This window comes from Nonomuraea sp. NPDC051941, assembly GCF_044593615.1.
Window position 1 is genome coordinate 26144 of the sequence record NZ_JBIUCF010000063.1, and the last position, 22938, is coordinate 49081.

Genomic DNA, 22938 nt, shown 5'->3' on the forward strand with positions numbered 1-22938 from the left:
CGCGGCGTTCACTGGGCGGGGTGCTCCAGCGTCGAGATGTCGCCCTCGGGAAGGCCGAGATCACGGGCCTTCAGGAGACGGCGCATGACCTTGCCGCTACGGGTGTGCGGCAGGTTCTGATCGAAGGCGATCTCCTTCGGTGCGACCGCGCCCAGCCTGCGGCGGCCGAAGGCGACCAGTTCGCGCCGGAGCGCCTCGGCGGGCTCGTAGCCGGAGTTCAGCGTGACGAACGCCTTCACCAGTTCGCCCGCCACCGGGTCGGGCCTGCCTATCACTCCGGCCTCGGCGACGGCAGGATGCTCCATCAGCACCGATTCCACCTCGAACGGCCCGATGAGGTGACCTGCCGACTTGATCACGTCGTCGGCGCGCGCCACGAACCAGAAATACCCGTCCTGATCTCTGCGGGCGATGTCGCCGGACAGATACCAGCCTCCAGCGAACGCCTTGGCGTACCGCTCGGGCTCGCCCAGGTAACCGCGGAACATCGAGGGCCAGCCAGGTCGCAGCGCGAGCTCCCCGTCGACATCGGGATCCTCGATCACCCGTACCTGACCGTCGACGACGCGGGCGCGACCGTCCTCACCTCGCTCCAGCAGCGCCGCCTCGATCCCGGGCAGGGGACGCCCCATGGAGCCCGGCTTGATGTCCATCGAGGCATAGTTGCTGATCATGATGGCGCCGGTCTCCGTCTGCCACCAGTTGTCATGGACCGGCAGGCCGAGCGTCCGCAGACCCCAGACCGTCACTTCGGGGTTGAGCGGTTCACCGACGCTGGCGATGAACCGCAGCCGGGACAGATCGTACTCACGGGGCAGGGCATCGCCGCTGCGCATGAGCATGCGCAGGGCGGTCGGGGCGGTGTACCAGACGGTCACCCGCTGGTCCCGTAGCACGCGATACCAGCGGCGGGCGTCGAATTCCCCCGCGTCCACGACGAGGGTGAGCCCGAGGCTGAGGGGCGCAATCACGCCATAAGACATACCGGTGACCCAGCCGGGATCGGCGGTGCACCAGAAGACGTCCGACGGTCGCAGGTCGAGGGCGTAGACCGCGGTCACGTGGTGGGCGAGCACGGCCTGGTGCACGTGCACCGCGCCTTTGGGCTTGCCTGTGGTGCCGCTGGTGAAGTGGAGCAGCGCCATGTCCTCCGGGTCGGTGGGCGGTATCTCGAAATCCTCGCCGGCGCCCGCCATCAGGTCGTTCAGGAGCAAGGTGCCTTCAGGCGCGGGCCCGCCACCGGTCACCAGCACGTGTTTCAGGCCCGGCAGGGACTCTCGAACGGCCGCGATCTTCCGCGCGTACAGCTCAGGGGTGGTGACCAGCACACGCCCGTCCCCGAGACGCAGCCGCTCGCGAATCGGTTCGGGGCCGAACGCGGAGAACAGCGGGGAGAGCACGCCGACGTTCTTGAGCGTCCCCAGCACCGTCACGTAGAGCTCGGGCGTCCTGCCGAGGAGGGTGAACACTCTCTCACCCTTGCCGACGCCCAGGCCGCGCAGCACGTTGGCGAAGCGGTTCGTCGCGACATGAAGATCCCGGTAGGTCAGATCGACGATCTGATCATCTTTGCTCACACACCGCAGCGCCACGTGGTCGCGCCGAGGCCCATCCAGGTGGCGGTCGACGGCCTCGTACGCGATGTTCAGCCCCCGGCCACCGGGCAGCCCGCAGAGGAAGGCCCGCTGAGCCGTCTCCCAGGAAAACGTGCGGCATTCCTTCCCATAGTCGGCCAGGTTGGGCGCGGCAGTCTGGCGGCCGGCTTTGTGGATGAGATCCCACGTCATCACGAATCCCCTCCCATCGGCTGGACCGCACCGGCGACACGGCGGGCCGAAAGACCCCGGCACCCAGGACCTCCGCCCCTGCACCGAAGCCTCTACAAATGGGATTAATACCCATATAGCACCCGAAAGGACATGGAGGTATCCATGGACACGCTGATGCGTAGGGAGCGCTTCCTACCCGATCTGTTCGACTGGTTCGAAGAGCCGCTGGCCGCTATGCGGTCGCGCACATGGCAGTCCATGCGGTTCGAGGACTACGTCAGGGATGGCAGGTACGTTCTCCGCGTCGAACTGCCAGGGATCGATCCCGAGAAGGATGTCGAGATCGACTTGACCAATGGGGTCCTCACCATCCACGCGGAGCGGCGCGAGGAGCACCGGGAGCAGTACCGCACCGAATTCCGGTACGGGGCCTTCACCCGCTCCATCTCGCTGCCTCAGGGAGCAGACGAGAACGACGTCAAGGCCGTCTACGACCAGGGGATCCTCGAAGTGAGCGTGGGGCTGGCCGAAAAGAGGCCAGAAGGACGGCACATCCCCATCGAGGGAGCCACCCAGCCGAAGGAGTGATCAGCCCAGGACGACGAACGACCAGGCCGATGGCGTCGCCGTGTAACCACGCGACCCATCGGTCTTGATCGTGCCCGGGACAGAACATCGTCATGACGTAGGACGGCGGTGATGCCGATGCGGCGAGGCTCGCCCTACTGGGCGCTAGGCACTTCACGAGCTCGGAAAGCCGGCTCTGCTGTGCTCTACGCCGCGGCGAGTGCTGCTCGCACCTGAGTGCACAGCCGGGTAAGGGAGGGGCTCTGACGCACCGGGGGCGGTACGGGCTCATGCAGTGCGCGGGCGGCTTCGGGAAGCCGGGCCAGAGCGGCGGCGCACCGCTTCGACACTTCGGCCAGCGGTTCGGCAGGCGTGAGCCGATGCCCTTCACGCATCACGGCAACGAGCAGCGGCACATGGCCTGGAGGTGCCTTCTCGGAGCGCAGTCCCACGACATCGGCGTATAGACCGCGAAAAACCTGCTTCTTGCCTGGAGCAGTGATCTTGCCAGGCGACAGCTTCATCACCGGGCAATCGTCGTACTCGACCAGTTTGTAGGCGCTATCGAGATATGGAGCATCAGCGGATACGCCCACTTTGGTGCCCACGGCGTAGGCGTCGATGGGGGCGTTCTGGGCGACGAGGTCGGCAATGGCGTATTCGTCAAGGCCGCCGCTGGCCAGGATGCGGGCTTCTTGCAGACCGCTCCCGTCGAGCAGCTGCCGGGCCTTCCGGGCAAGCTGGGCCAGGTCGCCCGAGTCGAGCCGGACGCCGACCGTGCCCGGCAGACGTAGCCGTCTGACCACGTCGATGACAGCTCGTACTCCCGCCACAGTGTCGTAAGTGTCGACGAGGAAGGTGGTTATGCCGCCGTGATCGAGGGCGAAGGTCTCGAAGGCGGTCCGTTCGTCGCCGAACGCCTCGATGTACGAGTGCGCCATGGTGCCCACGGCCTGCAGGCCGTATCTACGCGCCGCCTCGACATTGCTGGTGGCCGAGAAGCCTGCGATGGCGGTCGTACGGGCCACGGCCATCGCGGCATCGATTCCCTGCGTGCGGCGGAAGGCGAAATCGATCAGGTCGGCGCCACCGGCGGCGAGGACACAGCGCGCCGCCTTGGTGGCCACACTGGTCTGGAAGGTCATGTGGTTGAGCAAAACGGTCTCGACCAGCTGCGCTTCGGCGATCGGCGCCGTCACCTCCAGCAGCGGCTCCCCCGCGTACACGACCTGCCCCTCCGGCATCGCCCACACGTCCCCGGTGAAGCGCAGTTTCCTGAACAACTCCACGGTCTCCGGCGGAAGCTTCTCGACATCGGCAAGGTAGGCAAGATCGTCCCGGTCGAAGGAGAACGACTCCAAGAAGTCGAGGCACGCGGCCAGCCCCGCAGTGACCAGGAACCCGCGGCTTGGCGGCAGCTTGCGTGCGAAGAGGCTGAAGGTGGCCTGGCCGGTCATGTCGTGGCGCAGGTAGCTTGCGGCCATCTTGAGCTCGTACAGATCCGTCAGCAGAGCACCGCTCATAGCGCAAGTATCTGTCCGGCAGCCGGTGTGAACAGCGGCCGATCGGCCTGGTCAGGCGGGTCGAAAGTCCCGGATAGGACTCAGAGTGTCGCGATGGCCATCACCGCTCGGGACTTCCGGCCCTGTTTCCCGCCCTTCGCCTGGAGCTGTGATGAAAGCGACTTGGAAGTACGAGGTGTGCTCGTACGGAGCAGGAGGGAGCTGACCGGCCATGAGCATGACCGATGAGGACGTGATGACGAACAAGGTTGTCTCCGTCACCGCCGCCACCCCGTTCAAGGAGCTCGCCGAAACGCTCGTCAGCAACGGCGTCAGCGCCGTTCCGGTCCTGGACGACGACAACCACGTGATCGGCGTGGTCTCCGAAGCCGACCTGCTGTGCAAAGAGGAGTTTCGCGAGCAGTTCTACGGTGAGGGCTACCGCCCGCCGCTGCGCACCCGGCTGCGCCATCCCAAGAGCCGCCAGAAGGCAAGGGGCGACACCGCCGCCAACCTGATGACCAGTCCCGCCGTCACCGTCCCGCTTGAGGCAGTCCCACGCCCAGGGGCTCAGACAGTCCCCGGCGGCCGGTCCGCTTCGGGCAGCACCTCACGCGCCAGCTCCAGCAACGCCCTGCGGTCCTCGGCCAGCGCCGCCACCCCCGCCTCGGTAGACCCGCCGCACCCGGCCCTGAACCACCTCCTGCCGCGAGGACAGCAATCCGTCGGCTTCCAGCCGGTGCAGCGTCGGATACAGCGTGCCGGGACTGATCGCATAGCCGTGCCGCTTTAGCTCCTCGGTCATCCACGCCCCGTGAATGTCCTGCTCGGCGGCATGGTGCAGGATGTGCAGCCGCACCGCCCCGCGCTGGAACTCCCTCATCCCCGCCCCCTATCCCCATTCGGGTCCCAGCACATGACGAAACCGATATCGGCCACCGATGCTAGGCCTCCCCCATGGAACGGCGCGGTCACCCGTTGTTTGAGCAGTGCAGGGCCGGGCGAGCAGCGAGCTGGGCGCACATGCGGCCCACAGACGTACTGTCACATTTGCATCGCGTCCGACTACCGTGATCGGTCTCGTTCGACGGACCCGGTGGCGGTGTCGACCTGCATGCCACAGGCCGGATCGGCTGCCTGCTCCGGTTCGCTCCCGGTCTCGACGGTGGCGGCCAGACCGGCCGGGATCTGCGGCGTAGGGGGCAGGCCCGGCGGGGTGAAGCGGCGCAGCCGGTTGGCGTTGCCGACGACCGACAGTGAGGACAGGGCCATCGCGCCGGCGGCGATGATGGGCGAGAGCCGCAGTCCCAGGAACGGATACAGGACGCCAGCCGCGATGGGAATGCCGACCACGTTGTAGACGAAGGCCAGGAACAGGTTCTGGCGGATGTTGCGCATGGTGGCGCGGGAAAGCCGGACTGCGGTGACGATGCCCTCCAGTGCCCCGGAGATCAGGGTGACATCCGATGCCTCGATCGCTACGTCGGTGCCGGTGCCGATGGCGAAGCCGACGTCGGCCTGGGCGAGGGCGGGCGCGTCGTTGACGCCGTCGCCCACCATGCCGACCCGGCGGCCCTCGCCCTGCAGCCGGGCGATCTCGGCGGCCTTGTGCGCGGGGAGCACCTCGGCCAGCACACGGGTGATGCCGACCTGGCGGGCGATGGCCTCGGCGGTGCGCCGGTTGTCGCCGGTGATCATCACGACGTTCAGGCCGAGCCACTGGAGCGCGGCCACGGCGTCGCGGGAGTCACCCTTGACGGTGTCGGCGACGCCGAGCACCCCGGCGGGCTCGCCACCGACGGCGACCATGATCGGGCTCCGGCCCGCTGCGGCGAGCCGGTCCGTGGTCGCCTCCAGAGGCGCCACCTCGACTCCTTCGGCGGACAGCAGTCGGTGGCCACCGATCAGCACGCGGTGGCCCTCAACGGTGGCGAAGACGCCTTGGCCGGTCACCGACCCAAAGACGGAGGGGTCGGTCAGAACCAGACCGCGTTCGGCCGCTCCGGTGACCACCGCTTGGCCGAGCGGGTGCTCGGAGACGCGTTCGGCGGAGGCGGCCAATCGGAGCAGGTCGTTCTCGGTCCGGGTGCCGGCGGGGAGCACGTCGGTCAAGGCGGGCCGGCCGCAGGTGATGGTGCCGGTCTTGTCCAGGACGATCGTGTCGAGCCGGTGCGCGCTCTCCAGCGCGGCGGCGTCGCGGATCAGGATGCCGGCTTGGGCCCCCTTGCCGGTGCCCACCATAATCGACAGCGGGGTGGCCAGGCCGAGCGCGCAGGGGCAGGCGATGATGAGCACCGCGACCGCCGCCACCAGGGCGAGCGTGAACGCGGGTGCCGGCCCGGCGACGTACCAGAGCGCGAACGTGACCACGGCGATGGCCATGACCGCCGGGACGAAGTAGCCGGACACCAGGTCGGCCAGGCGCTGAATGGGCGCCCTGGACGCCTGCGCCGCCTGCACCAGGCGGATGATCTGGGCCAGCACCGTCTGGGCGCCGACCTTCTCGGCTCGGAAAGCGAAGGCGCCGGTCTGGTTGACGGTCGCGCCCACCACCCGGTCGCCGGGCTCCTTCTCCACCGGGATGGACTCGCCGGTGACCATGGACTCATCCAGCGTCGAGCGACCCTGGACGATCACGCCGTCCACCGGAACCTTTTCGCCAGGCCGGACGATCACCAGGTCGCCGGGCAGGACCTCGGCGATGGGGATCTCCCGTTCGGCGCCGTCGCGGCGCACGCGGGCGGTCCTGGCCTGCAGCCCGATCAGCTTGCGGATCGCCTCGCCGGTGCCGGCCTTGGCGCGGGCCTCCAGCAGGCGGCCGAGCAGGATCAGCGTCAGGATGACGCCGACGGCCTCGTAGTAGACGTCCCGCAGCGCCGGCGGCAGCAGCCCTGGGGCGACGGTGGCCAGCAGGCTGTAGCTGTAGGCGGCACTCGTGCCGAGCGTGATGAGACTGTTCATCTCGGCCGCCCGGTGGCGCAGGCTCAGCCAGCCCACCCGGTGGATGGGCCATCCGGTGTAAAACATCACCGGTGTGATCAGCACCAACTGCACCCAGCGCTCCAACAGGAACGCCGGCACCCAGGCGGCGCCGAAGAACTCGTGCGCCATCACCGCCAGCGCCACCGGTGCGGTCAGCACCGTGCCGATCAGCACCCGGCGCGACAGGTCCCGGATCTCCGCCCGCCGCTCGGCCGCCTCGGCATCGTCTCCGCCTTCCGCATTCGCGAGGTTCGGTACGCCGACACGTTTCCGGTCCGCGGTGTTCTCGGAGTGCGGGTTCACGGTCGTCTCACCATGTGCGGGCTGATCGTCGGTGCCGGGTTCGACGATCAGGTGGCCGCGCACCATGTTCATGCCACACGCGAAGCCGTACTCGCCGGCCTCGGACGGGGTCAACTCGACAGCGGTGCGCTGGAACGCGGGCAGCACCCGGTCGACCCCGAAGTCAGGGAAGACCACGTGCGAGGTGCACTCACCGCCTTCCCGGCGGTCGAAAACCAGGCGCAGCGGAACACCCTGGCGGGCGCGGATGACGTCGGGCGAATACCCGCCCTTGATGGTGACCTCGATCTCCTGCACTCCCTCGTGCAGGTCCGCGAGATGGCTCTTTCTCGGGCCGAAGAAGTGCCAGGCGATGAAGGCGAGCAGCCCCGCTGAAACCGCGATGACCATCCAGTCGGATGCGGTCATGACGCATCGGTTCCCTTCACGTTCCGGGCTTGGCCGTCCTCAGGCATCGGGTCGCGCTCAAGCGTCTGGTGGCGCTGGCGGCCGGCCTGCTCGCCGCCCATGGACCGCATCGTCATCGGGCACGCCAGAACAAGTGCCGCCAGGAGGACCGTGGTCACCGGCGCGCCGGCGAACAGCACCATGTGGTCGCATCGCCTGGCCCCGTCCCGGACGTTGATCACAGGCGTTCCGCGGTCAGCCGCGAACCGGGTGGTCATGCTGGCCCCGCAGGGTGTCCAGCCGGGAGTGGTAGTCGTCTGTGTCGATCTCGCCTCGTGCGTAGCGCTGCGCCAGCAACTCCTCCGCCGTCGGCAGCGGGGCAGCGGGCCCCGTGCTGGTGGTCCTGCCCACGTGACGGGCGGCCAGCGCGATCGCCGTGATCACCAATCCCCAGAACACCACGGTGCCCAGTCCCATGAGTGCATATCCCCAGCCACCCATGCCATTGTCGCCCCACCACATCATCGTCATCACCTCGGATGCGTTCGGTTCCTTCATCCTGTGCGGGCGACCGATCGTGGACACAGAGACCTTCGTCCCTGATCCGAGAGCAATTAGTCGGAAAACGCCGAGGCCTGAGCCGAAGCAATACACAAACGACGACGGGTGACGCGTTCTCGTGGGCGCGCCGGGGTAGCCCCGGCCGATCCTGCGGTGTCGCCCACCTCGTCGGCGCCAGACGGACGTGGACCGCCTTGAGCCCCTGGGAGCGGTGCTCGCGTCAGCGGAGCGCGCGGCTCCGGGCAGGCAGTCCGGTCAGGGGCCGGCGGACCTCCCATCGGCCGGTCAGAGCAGTGAGGCTACCGTGGGTGTAGGTGTCGGATCGGCGTTAGGGGGACGCATGAAGCGACGCTCTATGAAGACCGGAATCGCCGCGGGGGCATTGCTGGCCGCCATCACCGCAGTCTCGGGGGCCACAGCGGCGGCCATGACGTCTCCGCCGATGCCGTCCCCAAGTCCTTCTCCTACGGGTATGCAGCCGACCTGCCCGGGCATGGGGCGAATGCATCCCATCACCAGCGAGTACGACTACCTGTCGCAGATGGTGCCGCACCACGAGGATGCCATTACCGCGGCGCGGCAACTGCAGCGTTCCGAGCGGCCCGAGATGCGACGGCTCGGGCAGTCGATCGTCACGACGCAGACTGCCGAGGTCGGCAAGATGAGGGGTTGGCTGGAGCGGTGGTACCGGCAGAGCCCGACGCCGAGCCCGAGCGCGACCACGATGCCCGACCTGTCGGCGCTTTCGGGAGATCAGCTCGACAAGACGTTCCTGCAGCACATGATCCCACACCACATGATGGCGATCATGATGTCGCAGCAGCTCCTCATGCACGGTGAGGCGCAGCATTCCGAGGTCGCCGGCTTCGCCCGCACGGTGCGTAACGACCAGTGGGCGGAGGTCCGCACGATGCGGCGATACCTGGTCCAGTGGTTCGGAGAACAGAACATGCCCTGTATCTCGCAAGTGCCTGGCATGCCCGGTATGACGCCAGGGCCTCACATGCCGGACATGACGCCGGGCCCGCAAATGCCGGGAACGCCCGGCCAGTCGACGCCCACGGAGCCCTCGCCGACGGGCACCTGATTCAGCGGACGCCCTGCAATCGCAGGAAGCCAACGACCGCGCTCCAGATCCCACGCCACAGCGTGGCCCTGCTCGACCGCGTACCGGGCGCCGCCGTACAGGACCTTTCCAGCTGTGTCCGCCCAGCCAGGTGCCAGACGGCCTCACGCGCGGCACCCTGCGGGATGACGTGATCGAGGCGATCCAGGAGCCGGTGGTTCATCCGAGTCGCCAGCCGGTCGCGATCGATGTCGGCCGCGAGCAGGTGCACTCCGCAGGAGATGTCGAAACCGGCCCCACCCGGGGAGACCACATCGCCGATCGGGAATCCGTATCCCCAGTGCAGGTCAGGCCTTGCGTAGGAGGCACGGACGATACCTGGCAGGGCGGCCACGTTGACGATCTGCTGCAGCGCCTGGTCCTCCGGAAGCAGTTCTCGGGAGGCCAGTATGACGCCGGGCACACGCATCGACCCGTACCGCTCGATGCGGAAGCGATAGGGCGTCTCCTCAACGAGTTGTATTGCGTGCCCCACTTTCGCCCCAATGGCGCAGATGCGATGAGGCTCTTCTCAAGAGCCATGTGTGCATGGCCCAGGCCCTGGCCCGGCGCTGGCGGAGACAGCGCCGGAAGCTCTCATCCCACGCGCGTCCTGCTGAAATGGTCGGTGAACCAGTTTCGTGCCAGGTCGGCGACGGCTTCCAGAGCCCCGGGCTCTTCAAACAGGTGTGTGGCATCAGGGATGCTCTCGAGCCGGTTCTCACAGGTCAACCGCTCTTGTGCTGCCTGATTGAGCTCGATCACCACTTCGTCGCAGCTACCCACGATCAGCAGCGTCGCCGCCCGCACCGCCGCCAGTCGCGCTCCGGCCAGATCTGGCCGTCCGCCTCGTGAGACAACGGCGGCCACCCGGCTGCCCGGTTCCGCCGCAGCCCACAGTGCGGCCGCCGCTCCGGTGCTGGCTCCGAAATAGCCGATCGGTAGCACCGCGGCCCAAGGCTGATCACTGAGCCAGTTCGTCACCTGCGCGAGCCTTCCGGCCAGCAGCTCGATGTCGAACACGTTGCCGCGGTCGTACTCCTCCTCGACCGTGAGCAGGTCGAAGAGCAAAGTACCCAGACCCGCACGGTTGAGTACCGAGGCCACGTAACGGTTACGAGGACTGTGCCGACTGCTACCACTACCGTGCACGAAGATCACTATCCCTTCGGCCCCCTGCGGAATGACGAGCTGCCCCGGCAGCCGGACGGGACCGGCACCCACCGTCACCTCGTCGGCAGGCTCCGGCGGATCAGATTTCACCGCCCGCTCTTTCCCGGGCACTGCGCCCTTGGCGGCTGGAGGTGCGGCCCGCTGCAGCAGCTCGACCACCCGTTCGTCGGCGCTCTGGGTGAAATCGACGTACCAGGTGCCAATGCCCCAAAGAACGGTAGGTGTCTCCAAACAGATCACCTCGTCGGCGTCCTCACGCAGGCTCGCGATCGTGTCCGGCGTTCCGACGGGGACCGCCAAGATCACTCGTGCGGCCCCGCGTGCACGGGCCACCTGGCAGGCGGCGCGAGCGCTGCTGCCCGTGGCGATCCCGTCGTCCACCACGACGACCGTACGGCCCGCAAGGGCGACCGGTGCGCGACCGCCGCGAAAGCGGCGAACACGGCGCAGCACCTCGGCCCGCTCGCGCTCCTCCACCTCGGACATCTCCTCGCGCGTCACATCCACCAACCGGACGACATCCGCATTGATCACACGCACGCCACCCTCTCCGACGGCACCGAATCCCAGCTCGGGCTGGAAAGGCACTCCCAGCTTTCGGACCACGATCACATCCAGCGGCGCACCCAACGCCTGGGCCACCTCGAAGGCCACCGGCATGCCACCTCTGGGCAGCCCGAGGACGACCACATCCTCATCGGTGACGAGTCCAGCCAGCCGTTGGCCCAGACGAACACCCGCATCATGACGATCAACGAACATGACGCCTCACACCTCCCCAAGCCCTCTGCAGCGGTGAAGGAACACCCCTTTCCACCATCTGGGGGTAGGAGAGTGCGGAGGTAGGGCCTAAGGTCCCTTTCCATGAATCCGCGCTGAGCCGTGGCCGCCACTACCTGCCCGCTTGGACGACTCGGCTCATCGCCCTCGCCGACGACGGCGGCTTGTAGCCGGTCGGCGCGGAACACCTCAAGAGCCATGTGAGGATCGTTGGCGTGCCTGAGCGTCACCGAATCGAGGGGTTATCGCTTGGCCGGCCGAAAAGCCCTCGTCGGCATGGCGGATGGTCGGTAAGGCAGCAGACCACGAGATGCCCGAGCAAGAGTGGCCATCCATCGCCGAACCTGTGCGAATCTTCGCCGTGGAGCGAGCTCCACCGGTCGGCATACCGGCCGGGCCCTGCCCGTGGAACGACTCGTAGACATCGATCAGCACTCGCCGCTGCCGTTTGCTGAGGGTGGCTGCCCGAGGACCGTAGATCCCAGGGCACTCGCGTCCCTCGGCAGTGGAATCTGTCTACTTCCTCTTGTCTCGCGCACACTGCCCTACGACGTGCACAAAGTTCGGCTGCCGCGCGCAAGAACCCCGCCTGGGGAGATGAGCGAGATCAAGCCCAGGCGAGGCCGTCGCCTCCTGCCCGGGTCAAAACTGGATATGCCTCTGCCGAACCCTCGCCATGATGCTTCACATCGGCGGCCCCGAACCGCATGCTGACATCTGCGGCCTTCAACAGACCCACAGGAAGGCCGACCGGCACGATCCAGAAGCACCTTCGCCGGTTTCCTCTGGACGGTAGCCGAGGGTGGGTCCAACCGGGGACGGCACTCGGGGGGATGTCGTCCCCGCACGGCAGCCCCAGACCCACCCCTGGCACGACGACCCGCTCCACATGTGGCCGGAACTGCGCGACCACCGTCAATGTCAAGACTTCACCATGCTCGATGACAGCACAGAGTCAACCCTCGGAAACCGGGGCAGCATCACTGAGCGGCTCTTAGGAGCCGCCCACTGGCCTCGGCCTTACGCCACGTTCGGGGGACTATCGATGGAGATGCCTGTTGTCAACACATGCCAAGCGGAAGCATGCGCGTACAACACCGACCGCCGCTGCCACGCACTGGCCATCACCATAGGTGACGTCCGTCATGCTCACTGCGACACCTTCTTCAGCGCTCCGGCCAAAGGAGGCGATCCCACCGCCGTAGGCCACGTCGGCGCATGCAAGATGTCCGATTGTCAGCACAACAGTCAGTTTGAATGCAAGGCCCCCAACATCACGGTCGGTTACGTGGAGAACGCGGCGGACTGCCTCACCTACTCGCCCGCCTGAGCAGCAGCTCGGGCCGAGCGAGACAGCGCCAGCGAAGACTCGAGCGAACCCGCCGGCGACGTCATCGATGATGTCTTCCGGGACTCTCCGGCCGCGTCACGTACGGCGGCGGAACCGCCCGATGCTGCGTGAGCGCGTGGTGCGATCGCCCGGATGACCGAGGCAAGGTCAGGAAGTCGAACCCTCCCTATCTGGATGTCAAGAACGGCTATCGTGAGGGCACGCCGACGAGGGAACGATGCGGAAGCCAAAGCCTTGCGCCTGATGAGCCGCTCAATTCCCAGCATGATCCCGGCCTTCCTCCACCGTATGGCAGGCCCGCGACCGCGTTCTTCAGGGTCATCGCCCTGGCCAGGCGGACCGCCTCGGCCGGCTCCACCGAACGGGGTGAGCCGCACCCCACCCAGCGCCTGTCCACCACCATGACCGCTTGCATTCGTGGCATGGGGCGCAGATCTACCACCGTCACCGGCCCAAGATTGTCGGCCGCCCATCTGGTATGGATTTCATGCATGACAGTCGCTTCCTTCCCTGGTCCGTTCTCACGTCATCGGCTGCTCTGGCACGGCGCCTCATAAGCGACTGCCTGCGATAAGCGATGATCGTTCGGCTCACGCGAAGGCGGACGTCATAGTCGGGCTACTTCATGTCGAAGGCCGCGTCACCGGGCGTGACCTAGGCCAGCTAGTAAGCCCTGTACCGACGACCTCACATTCCCCAGCGGGCCAGGGGCCGCTGGGGACGGTCGCTGAAGCACGCCTGACGAACGGCTTCACTATGCGGGACCTCCGCCCCTGCCTGCGAGGACGCGTCCCGAGCTGGGATGAGGGCAGGGATGTCTCGAAGGGAGGAGCGGCCATGCGAGTCAAAGTTCAGGACATCATGACCACCGAGGTCGCCTCGGTCAACGGCAGCACGCCGTTCAAGGACATCGCCGAAGTGCTCATAGCGCACGGCGTCAGCGCCGTGCCGGTGGTTGATGCTGAGAACCACGTTCTGGGTGTGGTCTCTGAGGCGGATCTGCTGCGCAAGGAGGAGTTTCGCGAAGCTTACTACGCGGAGGGCTACAAACCACCGCTGCGCGCCCGCCTGCGCCACCGCCTGTCCGAAGAAGGACCCGACCTCCAGCGCAAGGCCACTGGGAACACGGCAGCGCAGCTGATGACCGCGCCCGCCGTGACCGTGCCCGCCACCGCCTCGGCCGTGATGGCCGCCCGCCGGATGGACGAGCACGGCATCAAACGCCTGATCGTCGTCGACGACGACGGCACGCTGCAAGGCGTCGTCAGCCGACGCGACCTGCTCAAAGCGTTCGTGCGCGCCGACGCCGACATCGCGCACGAGCTCCGCGAGGACGTCCTGAATCGCTCGCTACTGGTGGAGACCGCGGACGTCAACGTCGAGGTGCATCAGGGAGTGGTGACGCTGAGCGGCTGTATGGACCGCCGCAGCCGGGCGCTGCTCGCCGTACGGCTGATCGCACGCGTTGACGGAGTGGTCGATGTGATCGACCAACTCCAGTGGAAACACGACGACGCACAGGCATGACAAGCGGGAGGAGCGGTATGGGGTCGCCGAAGCTGACCTTCCTCGGCGGCGTCGGCACCGTGACGGGGAGCAAGTCCCTGCTCGAACTGCCCGACGGGAACCGTGTGCTGCTCGACTGCGGGCTGTTCCAGGGCCAGCGGGAGCTGCGGCGCAGGAACTGGGCCACGTTCCCGGTCCCGGCGGCGTCCGTGTCGGCGGTGGTGCTCAGTCACGCGCATTTGGATCACTGCGGTTATCTGCCCGCGCTGGTGCGGCAGGGTTTCAGCGGTACGGTCCGCACCACGCAGGACACGGCGCGGCTGGCGGCGATCGTGCTGCGCGACAGCGCCCGGCTGATGGCCGACGAGGCCGAACACGCCAACGCCTACGGCTGGTCCAGTCACCGTCCGGCCCTGCCGCTTTACAACGAGAAGGACGTCGAGAAGACCCTGGAGCTGTTCGTACCCCTGGCGCACGAGGAGCCTGCCGAACTGGACGGCATCGGGCTCCGCCTGCACCGGGCCGGGCACATCCTCGGCTCCTCGTGGAGCGAGATCACCCTGCCCGCAGGCGCGACGCTGGTCCACACCGGAGATCTGGGTCGCGCCGCCCATCCGCTGCTCCAGCCACCGGAGCCGCTCCAGGGGGCCGACATCCTGCTCGTCGAGTCGACATACGGCAACCGCCGCCACGACGACTCCCGCACGCTGTGGAACCTGGCCGTGGCCATCAACCGGACGGTGCGCCGCGGCGGTTCGGTCCTCATCCCCGCCTTCGCCGTCGACCGTACCGAGGTCATCGTCTACCGGCTGCACGAGCTGCGGCAGAAGGGCATGATCGCCAAGGTTCCGGTCTACGTGGACAGCCCCATGGGACTGGCCGCCCGTGACGTGTACCTGCAGGCGATCGCCGCCGGCTCGCCAGAGTTTCGGCCCGGGCTCACCCGCGATGTCCTGGACCCTGGCTGGCTGCGGGAGCTGCGCACCGTCGAAGAGTCGATGAGCGTCAACGAACCCGACCAGCCGTCGATCATCATCTCAGCTTCCGGCATGGCCACCGGCGGCCGAGTCCTGCATCACCTACGCCACCTGCTGCCGGACCCGCGCATGACCGTGCTCATCGTGGGCTTCGCCGCGCTCGGCACCCGCTCACGAGCCCTCGCGGACGGCGCCACCGCACTCAAGATCCACGGCCGCTACGTGTCCGTACGAGCCGAGATCGTGAACCTGCCGGGATTCTCCGTACACTCCGACGCCGACGAGACCATCGCGTGGTTGCGCACCACCCACCGGCCGCCCCAGGTGACCTACGTCATCCACGGCGAGCCTGACGCGGCCGCCACGCTGCGGGGCAGGATCCACGATGAGCTCGGCTGGCACGCGATCGTCCCCGCTCCGGACGAGCACGTTCTGCTCTAAGTCTTTCTGGTCTGGCGGATCAAGAAGAACCAAGTGCCGTGATCGGCAATGCGAGCGCAGACAGAAGCCGCCGAAGAACACCTTGTGATGATCGCGGCCCATATTCCCGGCATCCCCCTTATTGCCTCCTCGGCGCCACAGGGAAAGGCGAAGAGCGTTGTGACGAAACGACAATAATTGCATCTGTTAAATTGCAGATATGTTTGACTTTGTGTGTTTTGTCGGATATATGTGCTGATCGCGATGCTTTCCAAGGGTTCCACGGATGCGCATCTGGGCCTGGGTGACAAGAGCAGTGCCGCGCCCGTTCGCCTCATGTATGGCGCCCCCGCAGTGGAAGTGGTGCGAGCCGAGATTTGGCGATGGGCTGCTGCGCGGCAAGCTGTGCCGCGCAGCAGCCACTCGGCCGTGTATCGGCCGTCTTGGCGGTTCCGCCGGGCATTGCGTGTGGTCCTGGTCGACCGGCGCGATGGCCTGGCGATGCAGATGCCTGTGCGTATCGAATGTTCCGAAGACGCCGTTCAAGCGGCCAAGCGCGGAGCGGGCGATCGTCGACTGCAGACGTGAATGCGGGAGACCTCGGGGCACCGGAGCGGTCCTTGTCGATGGGGACCATGGACCTGCCACCGAAGGACGTAAGCCCCTGTGATACAAATGCCGACCCTGGCAAGGGTAGGAAAGGAGAACGCTTCCTGGGAGATGGTCCTGATGCCTCAACCCAAGCCCGATGCGGTTCCCGCAACCGAGGAGACGCATCCGCTCGAGCTCGAACTGAACCTTGTCAAGGTTCGGGTCAGCAAAGCCGAAAAGCAGATCCAAGCGTTGGCCGAAGCCACTCTCGCTCTCGCGCACGGTCTGGAAGCCAGACCGATGGAGGAGCCCGGGCAAGTGCACCCCGAGCAGGCCGCGCGGCTCGCCCACGAACTTCTGCTTGCTGTCGGCTTCATCAGAAGGGACGTGACACAGCATGAGCAATCGACACGCCTCCGTGACGCTTGACCCCCGCGAGGTGCAGGTGGAAACACGCGGCGCCATTTCGCCCGGTGCGGTCGACGATGCCCGCGTGGTGGTGGCGGCAGCGACATCGTTCGCCCACGAGCCGGTGCTCTTTGCCCGGGTCAAGCTCAGTGCCACGGCCGATCCAGTTGTGTTCTGTCCGTGCACCGCGCAGGCGAACATCAACGTCAGCGGGCAGTTCGTCCGTGCTCAGGCGGTCGCCGAGTCCATGGACCAAGCCATCCGGCTGCTCGGCGACCGGCTCCGAGTCCGGTTGCGCCATGCTGGCAGGGACGGGGAGAACCTGCGTGGGCGACGCCCGGAGGACGTCGACCACGAGTGGCGGCGCTCCAGTCCTCACCGTCGCCCGCTGCCCTACTCCCCCCGGATCGGAGGAGAACGCGAGATCGTCCGGCACAAGGCCTACGAGCTGACTTGGGCTACGCCCGATGAGGCGGCCTTCGACATGGAACAGTTCGACTACGACTTCTACCTGTTCACCGAGGCGGAGACCGGCCAGGACAGCGTCATCTACCACAGCCGGGACGGTTACCGGCTCGCACAGATCGCCCCCATGCCCCACAAACTCGGCCCGGTGTCGATCCCACTCACGGTCAGCCCTGTTCCAGCACCCGTCCTCTCCGTCAGTGAAGCGGTCGAGCGTCTGGAAACCACCGGTATGCCGTTCGTCTTCTTCGCCGACGCCAGCACTGGGCGGGGCAGCCTCGCCTACCATCGTTACGGCGGCCACTACGGCCTCATCATGCCCAGCAGGTGATCAGCCGGGCCTCCTCGACGCTGGTCACGCCTGCTGTCGGAAGGTCTACCGGCTACAGAGATCGGTCACGAACTCGCCACTGCGCACTCCGATGCACAAGCAGCCGGAGCCTTTCAAAGGTCGCCCTGCTACCTGGCCACGCCAGCCAGTCCTTCCGTGAATACCTGTGCGACCGCCTGAGCAATCGAGGCACGTGGCCAGGCCCGCAGTGACCAGGAACCTGCGGCTTGGCGGCAGCTTGCGCGCGTCGAAAGTCCCAGCAAGGGCTCCGGTGTCGCGATGGTCATGGACGCTGGTCACCACCCCTAGGGACTTCTGGCCCTGTTTCCCGCCTTCGCCTGGAGCTGTGATGAAAGCAACCGGGAAGTACGAGGCGTCTTCGTACAGGAGCAGGAAAGAGTTGACCGGCCATGAGCATGACCGTTGAGGACGTGATGACGAGCAAGGTCGTCTCCGTCACCGCCGCCACCCCGTTCAAGGAGCTCGCCGAAATGCTCGTCAGCAACGGCGTCAGCGCCGTTCCGGTTCTGGACGACGACAACCACGTGATCGGCGTGGTCTCCGAAGCCGACCTGCTGTGCAAAGAGGAGTTTCGCGAGCAGTTCTACCACGAGGGCTACCGCCCGCCGCTGCGCACCCGGCTGCTCCATCCCAAGAGCCGTCAGAAGGCGAGGGGCGACACCGCCGCCGACCTGATGACCAGTCCCGCCGTCACCGTCCCTCTTGAGGCGTCGGCGGTGGCGGCCGCTCGCATCATGGAGGCCCACGGTGTCAAACGACTGCCGGTCATCGATTACAACGGCCGGCTGCAGGGCATTGTCAGCCGCTGCGACCTCGTCAAGCTGTTCCTGCGTGGCGACGAGGAGATCGCCGCCGAGGTCCGCGACGACATCCTTGGCCGCACCCTGTGGTTCGACACCTCCGGCGTGACCGTCTCGGTGAACGAAGGCGTGGTCACGTTGTCCGGCCGGCTGGAACGCCGCGCCGAGGCCGCCATTGCCGTCCGCGTGGTCGGAAACGTCAACGGCGTCATCAGCGTGGCCGACGAACTGGCCTGGAAGATCGACGACTCCGCGTGGCAGGCCGAATAGCCATGCCCGGTGCGCGACTTCCTGGCGCGGGCCAGCGGGAATACGAGACATTTTCACCTCCCACGCGGATGATCCCGAGCGGGGATGTTGAGGGTACGCAACTCAACTCGTTCGGGCTTGAGGAGCTCTCTCCGGAAGAGTGCCTGAGCCTGCTGTCCACGGCACCGATCGGGCGGATCGTGTTCACCGACAACGCCCTTCCAGCCGTGCAGCCGGTCAACTTCCATCTCGACGGCCATTCCATCGTGATCCGGACCTCGATCGGGTCGAAGCTGGCGATCGCCACCCGGCACGCCGTAGTTGCCTTCGAGGTCGACCAGTTCGATCCCGAACTCCGTACCGGCTGGTCTGTCACCACAGTGGGACGTGCGCGGGCCGTGACCGACCTGGAGGAGATCAACCGCCTGATGGCGCTGCCATTGACGGCCTGGGCGCCGGGGAGCCGGGACCACTACATCGTGGTCGATGCCGAGCAGGTGTCCGGCCGCCGCATCATCGATGGTCACGGTTCAGACGGTCCGGTAGCTGTGGTCTGGAGCCGCTGATGCGGCGTGCGCGGTCGGTGTCGGCTCGCTCCATCTCGTCCAGCGACAGTTCGACGGCGGCCAGCAACTCCTCCAGCAGGGGAAGGAGGCGATCTTTGAGTGCGCGGATCCTGCGGTTCGTCGAAGCTGTCTCGGCCGTCATGATTCGTGCGCCCTCCGCGGCGATCGCGTGTTCCAGCCCGGCGAGCAAGGCAGCGCGGTAGGCGTGTCTGGCGGGGACGAGAGCGGTAGTGATCGGAAGGGGAACCGCCGCGTCGAGGTCGGGGAGCATGCAGGAGACCCGGGCCGGATAGCTCGTTCCCACGGCGTCGGCCCAGTGCACCTGCACCTCGGCGAGGCGGGCGGCGGCCGCCAGGCGTACAGCGCGCTGGCCACCGAGGCGGGTCACGCGGAGGAGCCACTCGTCGGCGGCCCGGCATGCGTCGGACCATTCAGCCTGGGTCCGTGCCGCGTTCTTGGCGAGCCGGTCCTGTTCCCGCCGCAAGATCCGCAGCTTCCTGTCGAGTACGTCGAGCCCGTGCCGGACCGCGGTCAAGCGGCGGCGGAGCCACATCCGCCCCGCCCGGCCAGGCGGGATCCGTAGTCTCATGGCGCTCCCTTGTATCCGGCTTCCAGTGCTTCCTCGCTGAGCATCGACAGTTCGTTTCTCGGCAGCGCGGAGACCACGTGCCAGGCCCGCTCGAAGGTCTCCTCCAGAGTGCGGGCCTCGTCGGGCCTCTGGGCCAGCAGGCGTGTCCGGAAGGCCTCGGCCATGGCCAGGTAGCGGCGGTCGGCCGGACTCAGCGCACTCTCCCCCACCAGGTCGGCGAGCTCACCGGCCTGCCGGGCGCGAGACAGCCCTGCCTGGATCTGCGCGGCCAGGTCCAGATGCTCGGGCCGGGTCCGTCCCGCGCCGACTCCCGCGCGCATCATGCGGGAGAGGGACGACAGCGGGTCGATGTGCGGGTACGAGGTCACCTCGCGGCTCAGCAGGATCTGGCCTTCGGTGATGTATCCGGTGAGGTCGGGCACTGGATGGGTGATGTCTCCGGCGGGCATGCTCAGCACGGGCAGCACGGTGATGGAGCCGGGTTGTCCCCGGATGCGGCCGCACCGCTCGTAGATGGAGGCCAGGTCGCTGTAGAGGTAGCCGGGGTAGGCCCGGCGGGCCGGAATTTCGCCGCGGGCGGCGGAGACCTCGCGCAGGGCTTCGCAGTAGCTCGTCATGTCGGCCAGCACGACGAGAACGTGACGCCGCAGGACGAACGCCAGATGCTCGGCGACGGTCAGCGCTATCCGCGGCGTGAGCAGCCGTTCGATCACGGGGTCGTCGGCGAGGTTGAGCAGCAGCGTCAGCTCCGCAGCCGACGAACGCCTCTCCAGGATGTCGCGCACCGTGCCCGCGTCACCGTGGGTCAGCCCCATGGCGGCGAAGATGACGCTGAACGGCGTGCCACCGGCGTGGGCCTGGGCGGCCACCTGGGCGGCGAGCTCCAGGTGGGGCAGGCCGCTTTCGGCGAAGACGGCGATCTTCTGGCCGCGGACCAGGGTGGTCAGCGCGTCGATGGCGGAGACGCCGGTGATCACGGGTTCGGCGGGAGGTTCTCGCACCGTGGGATTCATCGGGAAGCCGGCCACCAGGGCGCTGTGGTCGCCGAAGATCGGAGGACCGCCGTCCAGTGGCCGGCCGCGCCCGTTGCAGACGCGCCCCTGCCATCCGGCGCCGACCGGGATGCGCAGCGGGCTTCCGGTGAAGGTGACCCGGGTCGTCTCCGCCCTGAGCCCTCCGGTGCCCTCGAGGACCTGCACGACGGCGAGGTCCCGGTCGACGTCCAGGACCAAGCCGTGCCTGCGCTCGCCGGACTCCAGCACGATCGTGGCGTACTCGTCCCAGCCGACGTTGTGGATTCCCTGGACGACGATGAGGGGCCCGCGTAGCTCCGCCACGCCGGTGTGCTCGACCGGAGCCCACGCGGTCACCGCAGCGTCTCCAGATCGTTCAGCACGATGTCGCGCCGTGCCGCGATCTCCTCCTCCGGCGCCTCTTTGGCACGCAGGATGGGAGAGAAGTCGCGAGCTTCGACCGCGGCGGCGGGCGCGCCGTGCTCGACCAGGTCCTGGCAGCGCGCCAGGATCGCCAGGAGCGCGTCGGCGATGAGGGCGGTCCGTTCGGGCCGGCAGTACGCGTCCAGCCTGCTCAGCGAGCTCTGCCGCAGGAAGCCCTCCCGCAGCAGGCGCCCGGCCAGCAGGCCGATCCGCTCGCGGGCGGGCAGAGCGCCTGCTCCGACCAGCTCGGCCAGCGCGGTCAACCGGTCGGCCTCAGCCAGCAGACCGCCCACGCGCGCGCGGCGGGCCGCGTTCTCGGGAGCGCCTCGCGTCAAGGCATCGGCGTCGCGGGAGAAGGATTCGCGCCAGGAGATCGCCGGATAGTGCCGTGCGTAGGCGAGATCGCGGTCCAGGGCCCACAGCGTCCGCACGAACCGCTCCGTGTGCGCCGTGACGGGTTCGGTCAGATCGCCGCCCGGGGGCGAGACGGCACCGATGATCGTCACCGACCCGGTGGCGCCGCCCAGCGTGACGACCCGACCGGCTCGCTCGTAGAACGCCGCCAGGGCGGAGGCGAGGTCCGCCGGATAGCCCTCCTCAGCCGGGAGGGTCCCGCTGCGGGAGGCGAATTCCCGGCGGGCCTCGGCCCAGCGTGAGGTCGAGTCGGCGATGACCACCGCGGCGTAGCCCATGTCGCGGAAATGTTCGGCGACAGTGACTCCCGTGTAGATGCTGGTCTCGCGCGCCATCATCGGCATGTTGGAGGTGTTGGCGATCACCACCGTCCGGTCGGACAGCCGCCCGCCGGTACGCGGGTCCGGCAACTCGGCCAGCTCGGCAACGACATCCGCCATCTCGTTGCCGCGCTCCCCGCAGCCGATGTAGATCACCACATCGGCGTCGCACCACTTGGCGATCTGCTGGAGGAGCACGGTCTTGCCCGTGCCGAACCCTCCGGGCACAGCCGCGGTGCCCCCGAGGCACACGGGCAGGAGCAGGTCGATGACCCGCTGCCCCGTGACCAGCGGCACCGTCTCCTCCAGCCGCGACGCGTACGGCAGCGCGCGACGCACCGGCTGCCGGCGGGTCAGCCGGACCTCGGTTCCGCCGACGACGGCGACCGCGGCATCGTGTGGATAGCGGCCCGTCTGCCGGATGGCGGAGACCTCGCCTCCCGGCGACAGGACCAGGTAGGCCAGCGAGCCTGCGCCTTCGACGCGCCCGATGGCCGTGCCCGGCGGCGCCTTTCGTCCCTGCTCGACGAGCGGCGTGAACCGCCATGAGCGAGCGACGGATGCGAGCGTGGGCGAGGCCGGGTCCAGCCAAGGGCCCGCGCCGGTGAGCGGCCGGAGCAGGCCGTCGTAGACCGCGCCCAGCAGATGAGGCCCCAGCACGGCCGAGACGGGAGATCCGCCCCGGTCGACGGGATCTCCAGGGGCCAGGCCTCCCGTGTACTCATATGCCTGCACTGTGGCGCGGCCACCTCTCAGCGTGACGATCTCACCCGGCAGCTTGTGGGGTCCGAGCAGGACCAGCTCGAACATGGCCGCGCCGGCGAGGTCCTCGACTTCGACCAAGGGGCCGTTGACCCGGGTCACGGTGCCCACAGCCGCTCCACCTCCGCTCCGAGCGCGTCCACGGCTCGTACGGCCAGCGCGCTGAGCGTGCAGTCGACGCGCCGGCCGTGCCCCTCTGCCAGCACGCCCCCGTCAGGCTGCTCCTTGACGGTCAGGTCCGCTCCCCCGGCGGCGCGGGCCAGGGCGCTCAGCCGATCGAGAAGCCTGGGGTAGCAGGGATCGTCACGCAGGGCCCTGACCGCGGCGGCCGACTGTGCGCGCAGTTCGTCCAGGGCCTCCCGTCGAGCGGCGAGTTCCATGCCGCGGGCTCGGCGCTCAGCGTGGATCCGTTCGGTGACCGCATCCGCCTTGGCCTGGGCGGCTCCGTCGGCACGGGCGTCGGCGAGGATGGTCCGGGCCTCCTGGCGGGCAGCCGTGATCAGCTCGGCGGCCTCTTCCTCAGCTCTGGCCGTGATCGCCCGGGCGTCGATCTGGGCCTGCCTGGACAGGGCTTCGGTCAGCGGCGCCAGCGCATCCCGCATG

At 67.8% G+C, this 22938-nt stretch carries 23 protein-coding genes and 1 pseudogene; 11 read left to right on the plus strand and 13 right to left on the minus strand.

All coding sequences use genetic code 11. From position 1 onward, the window contains the following. Positions 1 to 8: 8 nt before the first annotated feature. Entirely contained in the window at positions 9 to 1787 is a 1779-nt protein-coding gene (acsA, locus tag ACIHFD_RS58955) for an acetate--CoA ligase (protein WP_397374393.1), read from the minus strand. 144 nt (positions 1788 to 1931) lie between these two features. Between acsA and ACIHFD_RS58960 the strand changes: the two genes are divergently transcribed. Then, positions 1932 to 2357, plus strand: a complete 426-nt coding sequence (locus ACIHFD_RS58960) for an Hsp20/alpha crystallin family protein (protein ID WP_397374394.1) — start codon at positions 1932 to 1934, stop codon at positions 2355 to 2357. 185 nt (positions 2358 to 2542) lie between these two features. On the opposite strand, the gene ACIHFD_RS58965 is transcribed toward ACIHFD_RS58960, so the two are convergent. Then, on the minus strand, positions 2543 to 3859 hold the full coding sequence (locus tag ACIHFD_RS58965) for a nicotinate phosphoribosyltransferase (RefSeq protein WP_397374395.1): 1317 nt from the start codon (positions 3857 to 3859) through the stop codon (positions 2543 to 2545). A 211-nt stretch (positions 3860 to 4070) separates the two neighbouring features. On the opposite strand from ACIHFD_RS58965, the gene ACIHFD_RS58970 reads away from it, so the two are divergent. Further along, positions 4071 to 4631, plus strand: a complete 561-nt coding sequence (locus ACIHFD_RS58970; protein WP_397374396.1) for a CBS domain-containing protein — start codon at positions 4071 to 4073, stop codon at positions 4629 to 4631. Here the strand turns inward: ACIHFD_RS58970 and ACIHFD_RS58975 are convergent. The 4 genes and pseudogenes from ACIHFD_RS58975 to ACIHFD_RS58990 form a co-directional block, all read right to left on the minus strand. After that, positions 4566 to 4721 (minus strand): annotated as a pseudogene (locus tag ACIHFD_RS58975) (PadR family transcriptional regulator); the annotation flags it as partial. The gene ACIHFD_RS58970 and the pseudogene ACIHFD_RS58975 overlap by 66 nt on opposite strands. A 182-nt stretch (positions 4722 to 4903) precedes the next feature. Then, complete coding sequence (locus tag ACIHFD_RS58980; protein ID WP_397374397.1) at positions 4904 to 7531, minus strand: heavy metal translocating P-type ATPase; 2628 nt, start codon at positions 7529 to 7531, stop codon at positions 4904 to 4906. Further along, positions 7528 to 7788, minus strand: coding sequence for a hypothetical protein (locus ACIHFD_RS58985; protein ID WP_397374398.1), 261 nt, complete (start codon positions 7786 to 7788; stop codon positions 7528 to 7530). Before ACIHFD_RS58985 ends, ACIHFD_RS58980 begins: the two co-directional genes overlap by 4 nt. Then, positions 7766 to 7987 (minus strand): SHOCT domain-containing protein, encoded by a 222-nt coding sequence (locus ACIHFD_RS58990; RefSeq protein WP_397374399.1) that lies wholly within the window; start codon positions 7985 to 7987, stop codon positions 7766 to 7768. Before ACIHFD_RS58990 ends, ACIHFD_RS58985 begins: the two co-directional genes overlap by 23 nt. A 439-nt stretch (positions 7988 to 8426) precedes the next feature. On the opposite strand from ACIHFD_RS58990, the gene ACIHFD_RS58995 reads away from it, so the two are divergent. After that, positions 8427 to 9158: a DUF305 domain-containing protein gene (locus ACIHFD_RS58995; protein WP_397374400.1), complete on the plus strand. Its 732-nt coding sequence runs from the start codon at positions 8427 to 8429 to the stop codon at positions 9156 to 9158. Position 9159: 1 nt separating this feature from the next. Here the strand turns inward: ACIHFD_RS58995 and ACIHFD_RS59000 are convergent, their stop codons facing one another. Both ACIHFD_RS59000 and ACIHFD_RS59005 read right to left on the minus strand, forming a co-directional pair. Next, positions 9160 to 9600: an RtcB family protein gene (locus tag ACIHFD_RS59000; protein ID WP_397374401.1), complete on the minus strand. Its 441-nt coding sequence runs from the start codon at positions 9598 to 9600 to the stop codon at positions 9160 to 9162. 173 nt (positions 9601 to 9773) lie between these two features. Further along, on the minus strand, positions 9774 to 11111 hold the full coding sequence (locus ACIHFD_RS59005) for a phosphoribosyltransferase family protein (RefSeq protein WP_397374402.1): 1338 nt from the start codon (positions 11109 to 11111) through the stop codon (positions 9774 to 9776). 1063 nt (positions 11112 to 12174) lie between these two features. On the opposite strand from ACIHFD_RS59005, the gene ACIHFD_RS59010 reads away from it, so the two are divergent. After that, positions 12175 to 12459, plus strand: coding sequence for a DUF1540 domain-containing protein (locus ACIHFD_RS59010; protein ID WP_397374403.1), 285 nt, complete (start codon positions 12175 to 12177; stop codon positions 12457 to 12459). Between the two features lie 208 nt (positions 12460 to 12667). On the opposite strand, the gene ACIHFD_RS59015 is transcribed toward ACIHFD_RS59010, so the two are convergent. Continuing rightward, positions 12668 to 12973: a Glu/Leu/Phe/Val dehydrogenase dimerization domain-containing protein gene (locus tag ACIHFD_RS59015; protein ID WP_397374404.1), complete on the minus strand. Its 306-nt coding sequence runs from the start codon at positions 12971 to 12973 to the stop codon at positions 12668 to 12670. A 344-nt stretch (positions 12974 to 13317) separates the two neighbouring features. Here ACIHFD_RS59015 and ACIHFD_RS59020 point away from each other — a divergent pair, with 344 nt between their 5' ends. The 7 genes from ACIHFD_RS59020 (at position 13318) to ACIHFD_RS59050 (ending at position 18814) form a co-directional block, all read left to right on the plus strand. After that, a complete protein-coding gene (locus ACIHFD_RS59020; protein ID WP_397374405.1) occupies positions 13318 to 14007 on the plus strand; it encodes a CBS domain-containing protein in 690 nt (229 codons plus the stop codon). Between the two features lie 17 nt (positions 14008 to 14024). Next, on the plus strand, positions 14025 to 15404 hold the full coding sequence (locus ACIHFD_RS59025; RefSeq protein WP_397374406.1) for an MBL fold metallo-hydrolase RNA specificity domain-containing protein: 1380 nt from the start codon (positions 14025 to 14027) through the stop codon (positions 15402 to 15404). Between the two features lie 231 nt (positions 15405 to 15635). Beyond that, complete coding sequence (locus ACIHFD_RS59030) at positions 15636 to 15971, plus strand: hypothetical protein (RefSeq protein ID WP_397374407.1); 336 nt, start codon at positions 15636 to 15638, stop codon at positions 15969 to 15971. An 87-nt stretch (positions 15972 to 16058) separates the two neighbouring features. Next, the gene (locus ACIHFD_RS59035; RefSeq protein WP_397374408.1) at positions 16059 to 16403 is read left to right on the plus strand and encodes a hypothetical protein; all 345 of its coding nucleotides are present in this window, start codon (positions 16059 to 16061) and stop codon (positions 16401 to 16403) included. After that, positions 16372 to 17178 (plus strand): sigma 54 modulation/S30EA ribosomal C-terminal domain-containing protein, encoded by an 807-nt coding sequence (locus tag ACIHFD_RS59040; RefSeq protein WP_397374409.1) that lies wholly within the window; start codon positions 16372 to 16374, stop codon positions 17176 to 17178. The genes ACIHFD_RS59035 and ACIHFD_RS59040 overlap by 32 nt, the downstream gene beginning before the upstream one ends. Before the next feature lie 410 nt (positions 17179 to 17588). Continuing rightward, entirely contained in the window at positions 17589 to 18269 is a 681-nt protein-coding gene (locus ACIHFD_RS59045) for a CBS domain-containing protein (RefSeq protein WP_397374410.1), read from the plus strand. A 68-nt stretch (positions 18270 to 18337) separates the two neighbouring features. Beyond that, on the plus strand, positions 18338 to 18814 hold the full coding sequence (locus ACIHFD_RS59050) for a pyridoxamine 5'-phosphate oxidase family protein (protein WP_397374411.1): 477 nt from the start codon (positions 18338 to 18340) through the stop codon (positions 18812 to 18814). Here the strand turns inward: ACIHFD_RS59050 and ACIHFD_RS59055 are convergent. Genes ACIHFD_RS59055 through ACIHFD_RS59070 form a run of 4 tightly spaced genes read right to left on the minus strand, consistent with a single transcriptional unit; the run spans position 18762 to position 22937 of the window. Next, complete coding sequence (locus tag ACIHFD_RS59055; protein ID WP_397374412.1) at positions 18762 to 19403, minus strand: V-type ATP synthase subunit D; 642 nt, start codon at positions 19401 to 19403, stop codon at positions 18762 to 18764. The genes ACIHFD_RS59050 and ACIHFD_RS59055 overlap by 53 nt on opposite strands. Continuing rightward, positions 19400 to 20773, minus strand: a complete 1374-nt coding sequence (locus tag ACIHFD_RS59060; protein ID WP_397374413.1) for a V-type ATP synthase subunit B — start codon at positions 20771 to 20773, stop codon at positions 19400 to 19402. Before ACIHFD_RS59060 ends, ACIHFD_RS59055 begins: the two co-directional genes overlap by 4 nt. Beyond that, the gene (locus ACIHFD_RS59065) at positions 20770 to 22446 is read right to left on the minus strand and encodes a V-type ATP synthase subunit A (RefSeq protein ID WP_397374414.1); all 1677 of its coding nucleotides are present in this window, start codon (positions 22444 to 22446) and stop codon (positions 20770 to 20772) included. Before ACIHFD_RS59065 ends, ACIHFD_RS59060 begins: the two co-directional genes overlap by 4 nt. Continuing rightward, positions 22434 to 22937, minus strand: coding sequence for a V-type ATP synthase subunit E family protein (locus ACIHFD_RS59070; RefSeq protein WP_397374436.1), 504 nt, complete (start codon positions 22935 to 22937; stop codon positions 22434 to 22436). Before ACIHFD_RS59070 ends, ACIHFD_RS59065 begins: the two co-directional genes overlap by 13 nt. Between the last annotated feature and the right edge of the window lies 1 nt (position 22938).